The organism is Streptomyces sp. NPDC050422, assembly GCF_044458665.1.
Classification (GTDB): Bacteria; Actinomycetota; Actinomycetes; order Streptomycetales; family Streptomycetaceae; genus Streptomyces.
Map to the genome: position 1 here is coordinate 108734 of NZ_JBITIE010000020.1, position 15213 is coordinate 123946.

The 15213-nt window shown below is 70.9% G+C and carries 11 protein-coding genes and 1 pseudogene; 7 read left to right on the top strand and 5 right to left on the bottom strand.

The features are described from left to right. Nucleotides 1-9: 9 nt before the first annotated feature. On the bottom strand, nucleotides 10-1323 hold the full coding sequence (locus ACIBJG_RS29415; protein WP_399311994.1) for an ABC transporter substrate-binding protein: 1314 nt from the start codon (nucleotides 1321-1323) through the stop codon (nucleotides 10-12). 145 nt (nucleotides 1324-1468) lie between these two features. Here ACIBJG_RS29415 and ACIBJG_RS29420 point away from each other — a divergent pair, with 145 nt between their 5' ends. Continuing rightward, a complete protein-coding gene (locus tag ACIBJG_RS29420) occupies nucleotides 1469-2824 on the top strand; it encodes an ROK family protein (protein ID WP_399311995.1) in 1356 nt (451 codons plus the stop codon). A 53-nt stretch (nucleotides 2825-2877) separates the two neighbouring features. Here ACIBJG_RS29420 and ACIBJG_RS29425 read toward each other — a convergent pair whose 3' ends face one another. Together ACIBJG_RS29425 and ACIBJG_RS29430 are read right to left on the bottom strand one after the other, a co-directional pair. After that, nucleotides 2878-3387, bottom strand: a complete 510-nt coding sequence (locus ACIBJG_RS29425; protein WP_399311997.1) for a hypothetical protein — start codon at nucleotides 3385-3387, stop codon at nucleotides 2878-2880. Nucleotides 3388-3533: 146 nt separating this feature from the next. Then, on the bottom strand, nucleotides 3534-4634 hold the full coding sequence (locus ACIBJG_RS29430) for a LacI family DNA-binding transcriptional regulator (RefSeq protein ID WP_399311998.1): 1101 nt from the start codon (nucleotides 4632-4634) through the stop codon (nucleotides 3534-3536). A 183-nt stretch (nucleotides 4635-4817) separates the two neighbouring features. On the opposite strand from ACIBJG_RS29430, the gene ACIBJG_RS29435 reads away from it, so the two are divergent. Next, nucleotides 4818-6176 carry a transglycosylase family protein gene (locus ACIBJG_RS29435; protein WP_399311999.1) on the top strand — a complete coding sequence of 453 codons (1359 nt, stop codon included), beginning with the start codon at nucleotides 4818-4820 and terminating at the stop codon, nucleotides 6174-6176. On the opposite strand, the gene ACIBJG_RS29440 is transcribed toward ACIBJG_RS29435, so the two are convergent. After that, complete coding sequence (locus ACIBJG_RS29440; protein ID WP_399312001.1) at nucleotides 6146-7471, bottom strand: DMT family transporter; 1326 nt, start codon at nucleotides 7469-7471, stop codon at nucleotides 6146-6148. The two genes, ACIBJG_RS29435 and ACIBJG_RS29440, sit on opposite strands and share 31 nt — an antisense overlap. 224 nt (nucleotides 7472-7695) lie before the next feature. On the opposite strand from ACIBJG_RS29440, the gene ACIBJG_RS29445 reads away from it, so the two are divergent. The 5 genes and pseudogenes from ACIBJG_RS29445 (at nucleotide 7696) to ACIBJG_RS29465 (ending at nucleotide 14606) form a co-directional block, all read left to right on the top strand. Next, nucleotides 7696-8409 carry a (2Fe-2S)-binding protein gene (locus tag ACIBJG_RS29445; protein WP_399312003.1) on the top strand — a complete coding sequence of 238 codons (714 nt, stop codon included), beginning with the start codon at nucleotides 7696-7698 and terminating at the stop codon, nucleotides 8407-8409. A 227-nt stretch (nucleotides 8410-8636) separates the two neighbouring features. Further along, nucleotides 8637-9005, top strand: a pseudogene (locus tag ACIBJG_RS29450) (GAP family protein); the annotation flags it as partial. Between the two features lie 73 nt (nucleotides 9006-9078). Next, entirely contained in the window at nucleotides 9079-9282 is a 204-nt protein-coding gene (locus tag ACIBJG_RS29455; RefSeq protein ID WP_399312130.1) for a GAP family protein, read from the top strand. A gap of 236 nt (nucleotides 9283-9518) precedes the next feature. Continuing rightward, nucleotides 9519-12125 (top strand): PA14 domain-containing protein, encoded by a 2607-nt coding sequence (locus tag ACIBJG_RS29460; RefSeq protein ID WP_399312132.1) that lies wholly within the window; start codon nucleotides 9519-9521, stop codon nucleotides 12123-12125. Between the two features lie 129 nt (nucleotides 12126-12254). Further along, nucleotides 12255-14606 (top strand): GH92 family glycosyl hydrolase, encoded by a 2352-nt coding sequence (locus tag ACIBJG_RS29465; protein ID WP_399312004.1) that lies wholly within the window; start codon nucleotides 12255-12257, stop codon nucleotides 14604-14606. Nucleotides 14607-14715: 109 nt separating this feature from the next. Here ACIBJG_RS29465 and ACIBJG_RS29470 read toward each other — a convergent pair whose 3' ends face one another. Continuing rightward, nucleotides 14716-15171 (bottom strand): ATP-binding protein, encoded by a 456-nt coding sequence (locus ACIBJG_RS29470; RefSeq protein ID WP_399312005.1) that lies wholly within the window; start codon nucleotides 15169-15171, stop codon nucleotides 14716-14718. Between the last annotated feature and the right edge of the window lie 42 nt (nucleotides 15172-15213).

A 15213-nucleotide genomic window follows, 5' to 3' on the forward strand; every position in this document is an offset into this window, starting at 1 on the left:
GAAGGTGCCTTACTGCTGCATCGTCTGCTGGGCCTTTTCGAGGCGCGCCTTGACGGATTCGGTGGTCACGGGGCGTCCGGCTGCGGCGTCGGCCCACAGTTCCTTGACCGCGGTGCCGACGGCCGTCTCGAACTGCGACTCGTTGGGCACCTGCGGCAGCGGGGCGGCGCTCTTGGCCAGCGTGTCGCGCAGGACCGCGAGGTCGGGCGCCGAGAACGCGGCGTCGGCCTGGGCGGTCTTGACCGGCGGGATGGACCCGTAGGTCTTGTTGAGCAGCTTCTGCTCGGCGTCGCTCGTCATGAACTTCACGAACTTCTTGGCGCCGTCGATGTTCTTGGTGTTCTTGAACACCGCCATGTTGATGCCGGCGACCATCGAGTTGATGTTCTTGCCCTGGCCGGGGGTGCCGGACGCGACGGGCACGGGGGCCGCGCCCCAGTCCTCGGGCTTCATGCCCTGGGAAGCGAACGTCGAGGCGGCGGCCTGCCACAGCACCATCGCGGTCTTGCCCTTGGCGAAGTCCGTCAGGGACTGGTTCTGGGCGTACTCCGCGTTGCCCGGCGCGATGATCTTGTCCTTGGCCATGAAGTCGATGTACTGCTTCACGGCTGCCACGGCACCGTCGGAGGTGAACGTCGGCTTTCCGGCGGCGTCGAAGAAGTCCGCGCCGTGCTGCTGACCCAGGACGAAGGTCTGGTGGATGTTGTTGGAGAGGTTGGCGCCCTCGGCGCCCAGCCCCCACTTGCCGTCCTTGGACAGCTTCTTGCCGTCCGCGACCAGCTCGTCCCAGGTGGCCGGGGGCTTGGCTATGCCCGCGTCGGCGAAGCTCTTCTTGTTGTAGTAGAGGGCGTACGCGAGCGAGTACAGCGGGACCGCGGAGGGGTCCTTGCCCTCCGCGCCGGCCGAGGCGACCGCCGAGTCGACGAAGCGGTCCCGGCCGCCGATCGCGTCGAAGTTCGCCTTGTCCCAGGGCAGCAGCGCTCCCGTCGCCTGGAGCGAGGCCGACCACGTGTTGCCGATGTTCAGGACGTCCGGGCCCTGACCGGACGTGGTGGCCGCGAGGATCCGGTTCAGCAGGTCCGCCCAGGGGACGACCTCCAGTTTGACCTTGATTCCGGTCTGCTCCTCGAACTTCTTCAGCTCGGGGGTCAGGATCTTCTTGTCGGCCTCGATGTTGGGGCCCTGGTTGGAGGCCCAGTACGTGAGGGTCTTCGGCGAATCATTGCTGCCGCCGCTCGATGACGTACCGCCTCCGCAGCCGGTGACTCCGGCGGCGATGGAGATCGCGAGGGTGGCGGCTGCCGCGGCTCTGATGGTGCGCATGCGGGATGGCCCCTTTCCGGGGAGGAAGGCCGCGTTCGAGAACCGAACGACCTTCAGGGCTTAATTTATGACGTGATTTAAGAGGTGAGTGAAGGTCGCGTCAAGTCCCGCGGTCGCGGTATGTTGCGGGAAGGGAAGGAGCCACATGGCTGAGCGCAACAGACGGACCGTGCGTGACCTGCGACGGGGCAACCGGGCGAGGGTATTGCAACGGTTGTATTTCGACGGCCCGCTGAGCCGTCAGGAGCTCGGTCCCGCGACGGGGCTGAGTTCAGGTTCCATCAGCAACGTCGTCGCGGAACTCGCCGCGGAGGGCCTCCTCGAGGAGGCCGGCGTCGTCGACTCCGACGGCGGCCGTCCCCGCACGCTGCTGCGCGTCGCCCCCGGGGGCGGCCTCCTCGTCGGCATCGACATCGGAGAGACGCGGATAAGGGTCGAGCTCTTCGATCTCGCCCTCACCGAACTCGCCCGCACCGAACGGCTGCTGGCCCAGCACGGCTACGACGTCGACCGCATCGTCGGCCACGTCCGCAGCGGCGTCGCCGACGTACTGCGGGACGCCGGAGCCGATCCGCACCGGCTTCTCGGCATCGGGATCGGCGTCCCCGGCATCATCGAGCGCCACGCACCGGACGGGGCGGTCGGGGACGTGGGGGCCGTCGTCCACGGCCAGACCATCGACTGGAGCGCCGTCCCCTTCGAGCGGCTGCTCCGCGACGCCGTCCGGATCCCCCCGGAGGTTCCGTTCTTCATCGACAACGGCGCCAAGACCCTCGGCCAGGCCGAGATGTGGTTCGGCGGCGGACGCGGCGCGGGGGCCTCGGCCATCGCCCTCATCGGCTCCGGCGTCGGCGCCTGTGTCAACCACGGGGGCCTGCTCGACGAGGACCGCAGCAGCATGGCCCTCGAATGGGGCCACACCACTGTGCAGTTGCGCGGCCGCCGCTGCCGGTGCGGCTCGATCGGCTGCCTGGAGGCGTACGCGGGCGCCGAGGCGATGCGCGAACGCTGGCACGAGGCGGGCGGCCCGCTCCCCGCCGACGTCGATGACGAGACCGCGCTCGCCGCGCTGCTCGCCGCCGCCTACCCCGGCTCCGACGGCGAACCCGACCCGTTGGCGGTCGCCGTGCTCGACGAGACCGCCGCGTGCCTGGGCGCGGCGCTGGGCGACCTGATCAACCTCTTCCTGCCCGAGCGCATTCTCCTCGGCGGGTGGGCGGGCCTGCTGATCGGCCCGCATCTGCTGCCCGACATCCGCCGCTACGCGCAGGAGTACGCGCTCCGCCATGCCGTGGCCCGTACCACCATCGAGCTGGGCCGCCTCGGCCCCGACGCGGTGACGGTCGGCGCCGCGACGCTGCCGCTGTCCGACTTCCTGGCCAGGGGCGGCAGCCGCCCGTCCCCCGATCCGCAGCCCGGCGCAGCGCCGGGGTTCCGGACGGCCGCGGACGCGGTACGGGGGAGGGGACGCTCAGGCGCGGCGCCGGACGCGACGGGGTGAGGCGGGGCCGCACCGTCCGCGGTAGCGCGGGACCGCGGCGGCGTCATGCGGGGTCATGACGAGGGCGACGAACGGGAGGTGGGGCGCCACGCGGCCGGCCAGGTCACGTCCCGGGCGACGGCCCCCGGTACGCCGAGGTCGGCCCGGGCGTGTTCCACATACCGGGACCGGGCGCTGCGGAACTCCTGCAGGGCCTGGTCCCAGTTCTGTTCGACTTCCGTGGTGACACCCCGGGCCAGGCACTCCAGCCGCCAGAGGCAGTGGTCCAGCGTCTTCGAGGCGGTGTTCGCCTCGGTGTCACCGAGGAGCCCGAGCGTCTCGGACAGTGCGGAACGCCGGGACTCCAGCTCGCCGAGCTCGATGAGCACTTCGGGCGTCGGCTCCAGCTCCATCGGCCCCGACACCAGGCCCCGGGCGGCGGCGATCATGTGGTAGCGGGCCGCCAGGTCCTTCACGGCGTGGGCGTACTCGGCGTAGGCCTTCAAACGGTGCTCGTCCCACCGCACCGACTGCTGCCTGCGCCACCTCGCCCGCTCGTTCAGGCTGCTCACCAGGAACGACATGAGCGCTCCGAGAGCGACACCCGCAAGCGGAAGTATCCGGTCGGTCAGACTCACAAGGATCCCCGATCAAGTAGCACGTCGACGACTCGATCCTGTCCGGGGCGTCCGGCCGGCACAACACCCCCCCCGGACAGTGAGTCGCCGGTCTAGGCCGACTCCCGCACCACCAGCGACGGTTCGAAGATCACGGATGACGCGGCCCGGTCCGGGCTCGACAGCCGGTCGATCAGCAGCCGGGCCATCTCGGCGGCCATCGCCTCCACCGGCTGACGCACCGTGGTCAGTGGCGGCCGGCAGGCGGACGCCGCACTGCTGTCGTCGAACCCGACCACCGCGACGTCCTCCGGCACCCGCTTGCCGTGTTCCCGCAGGACGTGACAGGCGCCCATCGCCATCAGATCGTTGGCCGCGAACACCGCGTCCAGGTCCGGGTGTTCGGCCAGCAGTCGCTCCATCGCGGCCTCGCCGCTCTCCTGGGTGAAGCTCCCCTCGGCGATCGGGATGCGGGCGTGTCCGCGACGAGTCAGGGCGTCGCGGAAGCCGGCCAGCCGCTCCTGGCCCGCCGGTACGTTCAGTGGTCCGGTGATGGTCGCGATGCGGCGGCGGCCCCGGTCCAGCAGGTGCTCGGCGGCCAGCCGGGCCCCGTCCCCGTGGGCGAGGTCCACATAGCTGATGCGGACCGGCGGGGCGGGCCGCGCGTACAGCACCGCGGGCAGTCCGGCGTCCACGAGCAGACCGGGCAGCGGGTCCGCGGCGTGTGTCGAGACGACCAGCGCGCCGTCCGCACTGCCCTGACGCAGGAACGAGACCACGTCCGCACGGGCCCGTGACGTCTCCGCGAACATCAGGACCGGGTGCATGCCGCGCGGCCGCAGATGGTTGACCACCCCGGTCACGACCCGGCCGAAGAACGGATCCGCGAAGACCTGTGCGGTGAAGGACGATCCGGTGTCGTCGTCGGCCGCCTCCGCCCCGGCCTGCCCCGTGTCGTCGGCCGGTTGTGGCTCGACACCCGCACCCGACACCACCAGGGCGATCGCGTCGGTGCGCCGGGTCACCAGGGAGCGCGCCGCGCGGTTGGGCGCGTAGCCGGTGAGATCGACCGCCCGGCGCACGGCGTCCTGGATCACGGGGTCGACATTCCGTACGCCGTTGATCACCCGGGAGACAGTGGCGCGGGAGACGCCGGCCTCCCTCGCCACATCCTCGAGCGTGGGTGTACCGACCGGTCGCGGGTCATCCGTCATGAGCGCATTTATAGCATCCGGGGAGAGCGCTCTCCCGATGAGTGGGCGTGATTGCCGGGGGCGGAGTGCCGACCGCCCGGCCACACCGGTGGCCGGAACTCGCTGTGCTCTTGTCATCACCCGTTGTCTGCACATACGTTGACCGCTTGCGACGTGTCCTACTGCCAGTGGGGGAGCCAAGTCATGGCCGCGAACGGACGGCACCGCAGATACCAGCCGAGCCGCATGAACCGTGTCTCGCTCACGGTCACGGCGGGCGGTGCGGGCATTGCCCTCCCGCTCATCACCGCGGCGTCGGCAGGCGCCGCGTCAGGTGATGTCTGGGACAAGGTCGCCGCGTGCGAATCCACCAGCAACTGGGACATCAACTCGGGCAACGGGTACTTCGGCGGGCTTCAGTTCACCCGGTCGACCTGGGCGGCGTACGGCGGCACGGACTACGCCCCGCGCGCCGACCTGGCGAGCAGGGACCAGCAGATCGCCATCGCGGAGAAGGTCCTCGAGGGGCAGGGCCCGGGCGCCTGGCCGGTCTGTTCCGGGAAGGCGGGCCTGACACGGGGCGGTGACGGCCCCGACATCAGCCCGCAGACCGAGCGGACGGCCGCGGTCGTGACGCCGAAGAAGGCCGAGTCCCGCGCCTCCGTGCCGCAGAGGGCGGAGACGAAGAAGGCGGGGACGAAGAAGGTCACGCCGACCACGGTGCCGGGCAAGCGCGACTCGTACACCGTGGCACGCGGGGACTCGCTCTCCGGGATCGCGGCCGACCGGCGCCTGGAGGGCGGCTGGCAGCGGCTCTACTCGGCGAACGAGAAGGTCGTCGGCGACGACCCGGACCTGATCTTTCCGGGCCAGCGTCTGAGTCTGGACCTGGCCGGGACCCCGAGGACGATCAAGGGTGCTGCCCGGGGGGCGGAGGCCGAGCCCAAGCCGCGGGCCAAGGAGAAGGCCGCACCCGCACCGACGAGGACGGCGCAGCCCGAGCGCACGAAGCCGGCCCGGCCCACGGAGCAGGCGAAGCCCAAGCCGGCGGCGCAGCCGAAGCAGACACAGCAGGCGAAGCCGAAGCCCCAGCAGACCGAGACGCACAAGACGCAGACCCGTAAGACCGAGGCCCGCAAGACCGAGCGGGCAGAGAAGCACTCCGGGCTCACCGCCCCGGTGGCGGCTCGCACGGGCACCCCGTACCACCAGGCAGGTTCCTGGTCCAGCGGCTACCACACGGGCGTCGACTTCCCCGTGCCCACCGGCACCTCGGTGAAGGCGGTGGCGCCCGGCACGGTCGTCTCGGCCGGCTGGGGCGGGGCGTACGGCTACCAGATCGTCATCCGGCACGGCGACGGCAAGTACAGCCAGTACGCGCACCTGTCGTCGCTGCTCGTGCGCTCGGGGCAGCACGTCGGCGGGGGACAGCGGATCGCCCGCTCCGGCTCCACCGGCAACGTCACGGGGCCGCACCTGCACTTCGAGATCCGGACGGGCCCCGGCTACGGCTCGGACGTTGACCCGCTGGCCTACCTCAGGGCGGGCGGAGTCAAGGTCTGAACGCCGGGCCGGTCACCGGCCGCGGCGGCGGAGGCGGTGGACCCCGCGGTCGACGCGCGCTTGCGCGAGCCGTCGCCGAGCGGCCGCGGGTCCGGTCCGAACTCCGCCTGCCCCACCCGCCGCTCCAGGGGCATCCGCACGGGCAGCGCCAGAGGGGTGGGAAACGTTTCCGCGGCCGCCACCGGCGGTGTCGGCCCCACAGGTTCGCTGAAGGTCACCACGGCCGGTGTCGTCGACCGGACCGGCCGCGGCAGCGTGCCCGCCGGGTCGGTCGGTGCGCCCGCGGGGTCCGGCGAGCCGGCGGGCCCGGCGAAATCCCCCGCGCCCTCGCCGGGGGCGCCGGCGCGCAGGGGCCCTGGTGAAGGCGGGACGACGGTTGCCCCTGCGGACGTCCTGCCCGTGGGGGCAGCGGCCTGCGGGTGCTCGCCGGCATCGAGGGCCCGCCGGCCCTCGCGGCGCTCCGCGCTCATCCGTTCCGTGGTGAGCATGATCAGTCCGCCGGCCGCCACAGCTCCGCAGACGAGGGCGAGCATCGTGCCCGCGGTGCCGTGCCGGAACTGCTCACCGAACAGCGTGATGCCGACCGCGGCGGCCACCACCGGGTTCACAACGGTCACCGTGGCTAGCGGCGCCGTCAGACCCGCGCCGCGGTACGCCGCCTGGGACAGCAACAGCCCGGCCCCCGCGAGCGCCGCGATCACCAGCAGCGTCGGAAGGCCCGCGCCCACCGAGCCCGAGGTCCACTGCATGGCCACGGTCTTCGTGAACACCGACGCGATGCCGAAGGCGACCCCCGCGGCCGCGGCGAGGACCACGCTGCGCATCACCGGCCGGCGCATGGCCTTCGCGACGAGCATGAGCGCGGCCACCGCGCCGAACGTCACGATGGCGAGCATCAGTTGCTGCGGCCCGCCCAGGGATTGCGCGTCGGAACTCCCCGTCAGGGCCAGCAGTCCGGCGAGCCCCACGGTCGCCATGACCGCGCCGCGCCAAGCGGTGGCCCCGGCCTTTCGGCGTACGAAGAGGGCGGCCATCGGCAGGGCGAAGACTATGGTCAGGGCGCCCAGCGGCTGTACGAGACTGAGCGGACCGTACGCCAGCGCCACCACGTGCAGGACGGCGCCCACGCCGTTGAGCGCCACAGCGGCCCACCAGACCCGGTTGCGCAGCGGTGCGAGAGAGCGGCCGTCGGAGGCCGTGGCCACGCGCTCCTGGACGATCGCCCCGGCCGCGTAGGCGACCGCGGAGACCAGTGACAGCAGCACGGACAGCGCGAGGGAACTCATGTACACCACGATCTCCCTTCAAAGCCGCCGCGTCGTCGTCCCTGAGACGGCGATTTGGCATACTGCTTTGGTAGTACGGGAGTGGTCCCGGTGTCCTCCTCCCGACGGTAGTCCTCCCCGCGGGCGACGTCAGAACGATCATCCCGCACGGATACGGTGAACCGCGAGCCGCGGTACGTCCGGTGCCCGCGGCGTCACACCGGGTGGCCGGCGGAGCGGGAGGCGGCAGCGCGATGGACGGGAACGAAGAGGCAGGTCCGGGCGGGTTCTTCGCGTTGCGGACGGCCCCGGTGCCGGACGGCGGGCACCTCGCGCTGGCACGGTTGTACGCGGGGGAGGGCGCACCGCTCGCGCACCGGATCGACACCGTCGCGGAGCGGCTCGGGACGGCCGAGCGGCGCGTCGCCGCCTCCGTCGCCCATCTCGGGCTCGCCGCGCGACTGTGGTCCATCGCGCTGGGTCCGGCGGCCCTCACGGGTGGTTTCCCCGGTCTGCGGGCCGAGGACCTCCACTGGGATCCCCGGCTGCCCGCCCCGGACGACCTGTGGTGCGGTGGCGCAACCGTGCTTCCGGGCTCGGCCGCCCGGATCCGGGACGTCGTCCAGTACGGCCATCTCGCGCCGCTCGGTGAGGCGATACGCCGGGACACCCCCGTGCCGGCCCGGCTGCTGTGGGGCAACGCCGGATCCGCCCTGGCGGGAGCCGTGCGCCCACTGATCGCGTGGGCTCGCACCCACGACAGGCCGGACGTCGCCGCGCGCACCCGCGCCCTGGCCGCAGAACTCTTCGACCACCCGGATCTGCGCGATACGGGCGCACCGCACGGGCCGGGGTTCCGCAGGCGCACCTGTTGCCTCTACTACCGCGTGCCGGGCGGTGGGCTGTGCGGCGACTGCGTCTTCGACGAGGCCCCCCGCCGGCCGCCGGGGGGTACCGGCCGGGGATGAGGAGCGCGCCGGGGCGGGCGCGGCAGAGCCTTTCGGGTCTGTCTCGTGAGCGGTTCGGCACGTACGGCGGCAGGGGAGCGGCGAACGGGTTACGAAGTCGACGGAGAACGGTTCGACCCTGCCCCGCCCTATCCCCGCCACGAGGAGCCCGGACATGCAGCAGTCCACCGCGAGGACCATCGGTGCCGGGCCCGGTGCCCGCACCCCGAGGACGATGGGGACCACGGATGGTTCTTGACCTCGTCATCATCGGCCTGGCCATCAACGTGGGGCCCCTGCACAACAGCGCGTTCATCCTGCTGCTCTCCGCGCCCCGAGGCGTCCGGAAGGGAATCGCGTTCATCCTGGCGTGGCTCGGCTGTCTGGTTCTGGTGCTTGCCGCGGTGATTCTGCTGACCGGTGGCAAGCCGCCGGCGCCCAGAAGCGCGCCCTCCACGGTCGCCCTGGCGCTCAAACTGGCGCTGGGCATCGGAATGGTGCTCTACGCGGAATCGAAACGGCGCCGGGCCGGCGGCGGGCGGCCGCACCGGACCCCCAAGTGGCTGGGGAGACTGGACAGTGCCTCCGGTTGGACCGCCGCGGGGCTGGGCGTCATTCTGCAGCCCTGGGGTCTGGTCGCCGCGGGCGCCGCCACGGTCGTCCAGGCGCATCTGACCTCTCGGCTCGTACGTGGCGCTGGTGGCCTTCTGCCTGCTGGCCACCTCCGGCCTGATCGCGATGGAGTTGTACGCGACGTTCCGGCCCGCGAAGGCGCGGGCCGGACTCGGTGCGCTGCGCGACTGGACCGAGAGCCATCAGGACCAGGTGATCGTCACGTTGTCCCTGCTCGTCGGAGTGTGGCTGGTCGCCAAGAGCATTTACCAACTCGTCTGATCCACGCCGCCCGACGCCCCTGCGGGCACTCCGAAACACGGCGCGGCGATCCGGTCCGTGCCGTCGTGCCGGGGGCTCTGACGTGGGCTCCTCCGGAATTCCTCCGCTCCGCACCGGGGCTTGTCATGGACCTGGACAGCGCCGCATCCGGCGTGCTGTCATGCCAACTGCCATTCCTTCCAACGTTGTACATCGTGTGGCAACGAGCCGCCACCCTTCCTCACCAAGGAGGATCCGTGCGCATCGACAAGAGACTGATTCTGTTCCTGGCAGCCGCCGTGGGGGCCGCCGGACTGTCCGCCGTACCGGCCGCCTCGGCGGCCGGTCAGGACTCCGGGGGCTCCACCGAGGTGCAGGGGCTGAAGGGGGAGTACTACACCCAGTCCGCCCCGGGGGCCTTCGACTTCGGGACGCTCAAGGCCACCGGCTTCGACCCGTCCATCGACTTCCCGACCCTGGAGTCGCGGCTGACCTCGGCGACCGGGCAGGCAGACGACGCCAGCATCCGCTGGACCGGGAAGATCGTGCCGGAGAAGTCCGGCGCCCATACGTTCTCCATGATCGGGGACAACGGATTCCGCCTCTGGATCGACGGTAAGCCGGTCATCGACCACTGGGTCGACGACTGGGAGAAGGAACAGACCTCCCAGCCGGTCGAGTTGACCGCCGGGACCGCCTACGACTTCAAGGTCGAGTTCTTCGAGCACCAGGGCGGCTCCAACCTCCATCTCAAGTGGACCGAGCCGGGCGGCACCAAGGTGCCCGTACCGCAGTCCGCCTTCCGGCTGCCGGACGACTTCGCGTACGACGGTGCCATCGGCGCCACCGTGCTCGCCGACGGCCGCACCCTCAAGCTCGACTTCGCCCAGCAGCTGGGCACGCTCCCGGCCGGTCTGGTCAACCACCTCGACGCCGTGATCGGCGGCGCCGAGTGGCCGCTCGGCGCGGTCAAGGCGGACCCGGCCGACCCGCGCAGCCTGACCGTCGCCCTCAAGGAGCCGGTCGTCGGGAACAAGGCCGGTGACGCCACGGGTCTGGCCGACATCCGCTACGACGGGGACGGCGCACTGGCCGGCTCGGACGGCAAGGCGGTCGGCGCCTTCTGGTCCAGCGGGCCCAACCACTCCACGTACCAGCTCCGCACGAAGTGGGCCGAAGAGGTCGGACCGAAGAACGCTCTGCCCGAGTACCCGCGCCCGCAGCTCACCCGTGACAACTGGCAGAACCTCAACGGTTCCTGGGAGTTCGCCGCGGCGAAGGCGGGGGAGCAGCCGCCGGTCGGCAAGAAGCTCGGCGAGAAGATCCTCGTCCCGTACCCGGTCGAGTCCCAGCTCTCCGGGATCGAACGGCACGAGGACCGCATGTGGTACCGCCGGACCTTCACGGTCCCGAAGAACTGGAAAGTCGGCTCGGCGAAGCGGCTCCAGCTGAACTTCGGCGCCGTCGACTGGCAGTCCGAGGTGTACGTCAACGGCCACAAGGTCACCGAACACAAGGGCGGCTACGACAAGTTCAGCGCGGACGTCACCGACGCGCTGAAGCCCGGACGCACCCAGGAGCTGATCGTCGGCGTCTACGACCCGACGGACGCCAGGGACGGGGAGAACCCGCCCATGGGCAAGCAGCGCCTGGACCCGAGCGGTATCTGGTACACCCCGTCCTCCGGCATCTGGCAGACCGTCTGGATGGAGCCGGTCGCGGCCGACCACGCGGACTCGCTGAAGCTCACCCCGGACGTCGCGAGCGAGAACGTCGCCGTCGAGGTGCGCGGTGTGCGTGACGGGGTGCCGGTCACGGCGACCGCGTACGACGGCAAGCGCAAGGTGAGTACGGTCACCGGCCGGACCGGATCGGCACTGAAGGTGTCCGTGCCGCACCCGCACCTGTGGTCCGCCGACGATCCGCATCTCTACCGGCTCGAGGTCACGGTCGGATCCGACCGGGTCGGCAGCTACTTCGGCATGCGGTCCATCGCCGTCGAGAAGGTGAACGGCACCCCGCGCACCATGCTCAACGGCAAGCCGGTCTTCATGATGGCCACCCTCGACCAGGGGTTCTGGCCGGACGGGCTGCACACCGCGCCCACCGACGAGGCACTCGCGTACGACCTCAAGATGCACAAGGCGATGGGCTTCAACTCGGTCCGTAAGCACATCAAGGTCGAGCCCGACCGCTGGTTCTACTGGGCGGACAAGCTGGGCCTGATGGTGTGGCAGGACATGCCGGCGATGAACACCGTCAACCCGTCGGCCGCAGCGCGCGCCGAGTACGAGCACGAGATGAAGGAGATGATCGACGAACACGCCGGCCACCCGTCCGTCGTCATGTGGGTCACCTTCAACGAGGGCTGGGGCCAGTACGACGAGGCCCGGATCGCCGACCAGGCCAAGGCCTGGGACCCGACGCGCCTGGTCAACAGCATGTCGGGGATCAACCTGGGCGTCGACGGCGGCACCGGGGACATCATCGACGAGCACGGCTACCCGAGTCCGGCCCTGCCGGCCCCGGACGGGCGACGGGCTCTGATGAGCGGCGAGTACGGCGGACTCGGACTCGCGGTGCCCGGCCACGCCTGGGCGGTGCAGCAGTCGTACATCGCGGTCGACCCGGCCACCTACACCGACGACTACCTGACCAAGCTCGACGAGGTGCACGCGCTGGCCTGCAAGGGCGGCAACGGTGCGGTGTACACGCAGATCTCCGATGTGGAGGGTGAGCTGAACGGTCTGCTCACCTACGACCGCAAGGTCGTCAAGCCCGATGTGAAGCGGGTCCATGACGCGCAACAAGCGTTGATCCACGACGCGTCGCAGGGCGTCGTCGCAGGCTGCCCCAAGGTCTGACCTTTCATGCCGCTGTGGTCCGTCCCCATGCGGGACGGACCACGGCGGTCTCGTACGACCCCTTGACGCGGATCAACGGGGAACCAAGAATGATCGCGCTCTGACAACGTTGTCCGAAGGAGTATCCCCATGCACCGGATCCCACGGCCGCGCCTTCGCGGCCCGGCGGCCGCACTCGCCGCCGCCGCGCTCCTGGGCGGTGTCCTCACCGGCGGGGCCACGGCCCAGGCCGCGCCCCGGACCGACGGCCGGCTGACCGACCTGGTCAACCCGTTCATCGGCACCCAGAACGAGGGCAACACCTACCCCGGCGCCTCCGTGCCCTTCGGCATGGTGCAGCTCTCCCCGGACACCGGCCACAACACCGGGTACGACTACGGCGAGAACCACATCCGCGGTTTCTCCTCGGTCCACCTCTCCGGTGTCGGCTGCGGACTGGGCGGCGACCTGCCGACCCTGCCCACCACCGGTGAGGTCACCGAGACCGACTACGCGAAGTACGCGGCCGAGTTCAGCCACGACGACGAGAAGGCGAGCCCCGGCTACTACAAGGTCGGACTCGAGACGGGCATCGACGCGGAGTTGACCGCGACGCAGCGCACCGGCGTGCAGCGCTACACCTTCCCGGCCACCGACAAGGCCAACGTCCTGCTCAACGCGGGCCAGTCACTGCACAGGACGCTCTCCTCCGAGGTCGAGATCCTCGACAACCGCACCGTGCGGACCGCGATCAAGGGCAGCGGATTCTGCCAGGACACCAAGCCGTACACGGTCTACACCGTCACTCACTTCGACCGGCCCTTCACCACCTCCGGAACCTGGAACGGCGACACCGTCACCGAGGGCTCCAAGAAGTCCTCCGCCACCGACGCCCGCAACGGCGCCTGGCTGCGGTTCGACACCAGCAAGGACCGCACCGTCGAGGCGACCACCGCGCTGAGCTACGTCGACGCCAAGGGCGCCGCGCTCAACCTCCGCGCCGAGGGCGGCCGCAGCTTCGACCGCGTCGAGCGCGCCGCGCAGCGCAGCTGGGAGGACCGTCTCGAAGGCGTGAAGGCCCAGGGCGGCAGCGACGAACTCCGCCGCACCTTCTACTCCTCCCTCTACCGCTCCTTCCTCGCGCCCAACGTCGGCAGTGACGTCGACGGCCGCTACACCGGCTGGGACCAGAAGACCCACCGTGCAGACGGCTTCACGTACTACCAGAACTGGTCGCTCTGGGACACGTACCGCACCCAGGCCCAGCTCCTCTCGCTGCTCGCCCCGCGCGAGTCCCGCGACATGGCGATATCCGTCCTGCGGATCGACGCCGAGAGCGGCTGGCTGCCCAAGTGGGGCTACGGAACCGTCGAGACGAACATCATGACCGGCGACCCGGTCACCCCCTTCCTCACCAACGCCTACCAGCAGGGACTGCTGAAGGGGTACGAGGAGGAGGCGTACCGGGCCCTGAAGAAGAACGCCGACGGAGTGCCGGCCACCGACTCCGCCCCGGTCGGCCGCGAAGCCAACGTCGAGTACCTGAAGGACGGCTTCGCCCCGTACATCAAGGACCGTCCGCACGCCAAGCCCGGCGACTCCGACTACGACCACGGCGCCTCCGCCACCCTGGAGTACGCCCTGTCCGACGGCATGCTCGCCGAGATGGCCCGCGACCTCGGCCACGACGCCGACGCCGCCCGCTACGACGCGCGCGCCCAGAACTACCGGAAGATCTTCGACGCCTCCACCGGCTTCTTCCGCGCCCGCGACGCCTCCGGCGCCTTCACCGGCCCCGCCGACCCGGCGCAGAGCGAGGGCTTCCACGAGGGCACGTCCTGGCAGTACCAGTGGATGGTGCCGCAGGACATCCCCGGCATGGTCGACCTGATCGGCGGCAAGGACGCCGCCAACCAGCGGCTCGACTCCTTCTTCGCGTACGACAAGCTCCTCGCCGACCCGGCGAAGACCGCGCGTGAGGTGTGGGTCAACGGCCCGTACGCGTACTACAACGCCGACAAGTACAACCCGCAGAACGAGCCCGACCTCATCGCCCCGTACACGTACCTCTCCACCGGCCAGCCGTGGAAGACGACCGATGTCGTCCACGCCGCCCTGACGCTCTTCACCAACGGTCCGACCGGCATGACGGGCAATGACGACCTGGGCACCATGTCCGCCTGGATGGTGCTGTCCTCGATCGGCGTCTTCCCGGTTCAGCCGGGCACCGACACCTGGGGCCTGTCCACACCGGCCTTCGAGCGCGTCGACATCAAGCTCGACCGGCGCTACTACCCGCGCGGCTCGCTCACGGTGAGCGCGCCCGGCGCCTCGGACACCGACCGCTACATCCAGTCGGCCCGGCTCGACGGTGCGCAGCAGGCGCGCACCTACCTCACCACGGACGACATCCGCTCGGCCCGTTCGCTCTCCTTCACGGTGGGCAGCGAGCCGTCGGCCTGGGGCACCTCGCCCGACGACGCCCCGCCCGCGCTGGGCTGAGCTTGGATGTGGGGCGGGCGGCGTCCCGCCCGCCCCACGGCTCTGCCGCTCGGGCCGACCGGGAACCGAGGGGCGGCGTCGCTGGGCTGCCCTCCATTCCCGGTCGGTCCTAGCTGCTCAGCTCGAACTCGGCCCGGATGCGCTTGCCCACCGGCACCCGCTCGGCGGTCAGCCGGTCGCAGATGGCGACGACGATCTCCATGCCGTGGCCGCCGGGGCGCGTCGGGTCGGGGGAGTAGAACAGCGGGAGCGCCGTGCTGCTGTCGTACACCGTGACGGTGACGCGCTCGGCGGTTCCCTCCAGTTCCAGAAGGTACGGACCGTGGCTGTAGCGGTCCGCGTTGGTGACCAGTTCGCTCACCGCCAGCATCAGATCGCTGCGGGTGTGCTCCCCGAACACCGCGAGCCACTCGGCGGCGAGCCGCGCCAGGAAGCGGTCGGCCAGGGCCCGGGCCTGCGCGATGCAGCCGGGCTCGCCGTCGAACACCTCGGCGCTGTGCAAGACCTCCGTGGGCCGTTCCCCGCCGGGGCAGCCTGCTGGTCGGGAGGTGACCTGTTCGTTCATGTGCTCCCGCCAGGGCGACGCAGGGGAGGTCGTTGACCATGT

Bases quoted from the DNA above. Each gene is read 5' to 3' on its own strand.
- ACIBJG_RS29445 (WP_399312003.1), top strand. From the start codon at position 7,696: ATGGACGGGAACGAAGAGGCAGGTCCGGGCGGGTTCTTCGCGTTGCGG.
- ACIBJG_RS29470 (WP_399312005.1), bottom strand. From the start codon at position 15,171: ATGAACGAACAGGTCACCTCCCGACCAGCAGGCTGCCCCGGCGGGGAA.
- ACIBJG_RS29415 (WP_399311994.1), bottom strand. From the start codon at position 1,323: ATGCGCACCATCAGAGCCGCGGCAGCCGCCACCCTCGCGATCTCCATC.
- ACIBJG_RS29420 (WP_399311995.1), top strand. From the start codon at position 1,469: ATGGCTGAGCGCAACAGACGGACCGTGCGTGACCTGCGACGGGGCAAC.
- ACIBJG_RS29435 (WP_399311999.1), top strand. From the start codon at position 4,818: ATGGCCGCGAACGGACGGCACCGCAGATACCAGCCGAGCCGCATGAAC.
- ACIBJG_RS29430 (WP_399311998.1), bottom strand. From the start codon at position 4,634: ATGACGGATGACCCGCGACCGGTCGGTACACCCACGCTCGAGGATGTG.
- ACIBJG_RS29465 (WP_399312004.1), top strand. From the start codon at position 12,255: ATGCACCGGATCCCACGGCCGCGCCTTCGCGGCCCGGCGGCCGCACTC.
- ACIBJG_RS29425 (WP_399311997.1), bottom strand. From the start codon at position 3,387: ATGTCGTTCCTGGTGAGCAGCCTGAACGAGCGGGCGAGGTGGCGCAGG.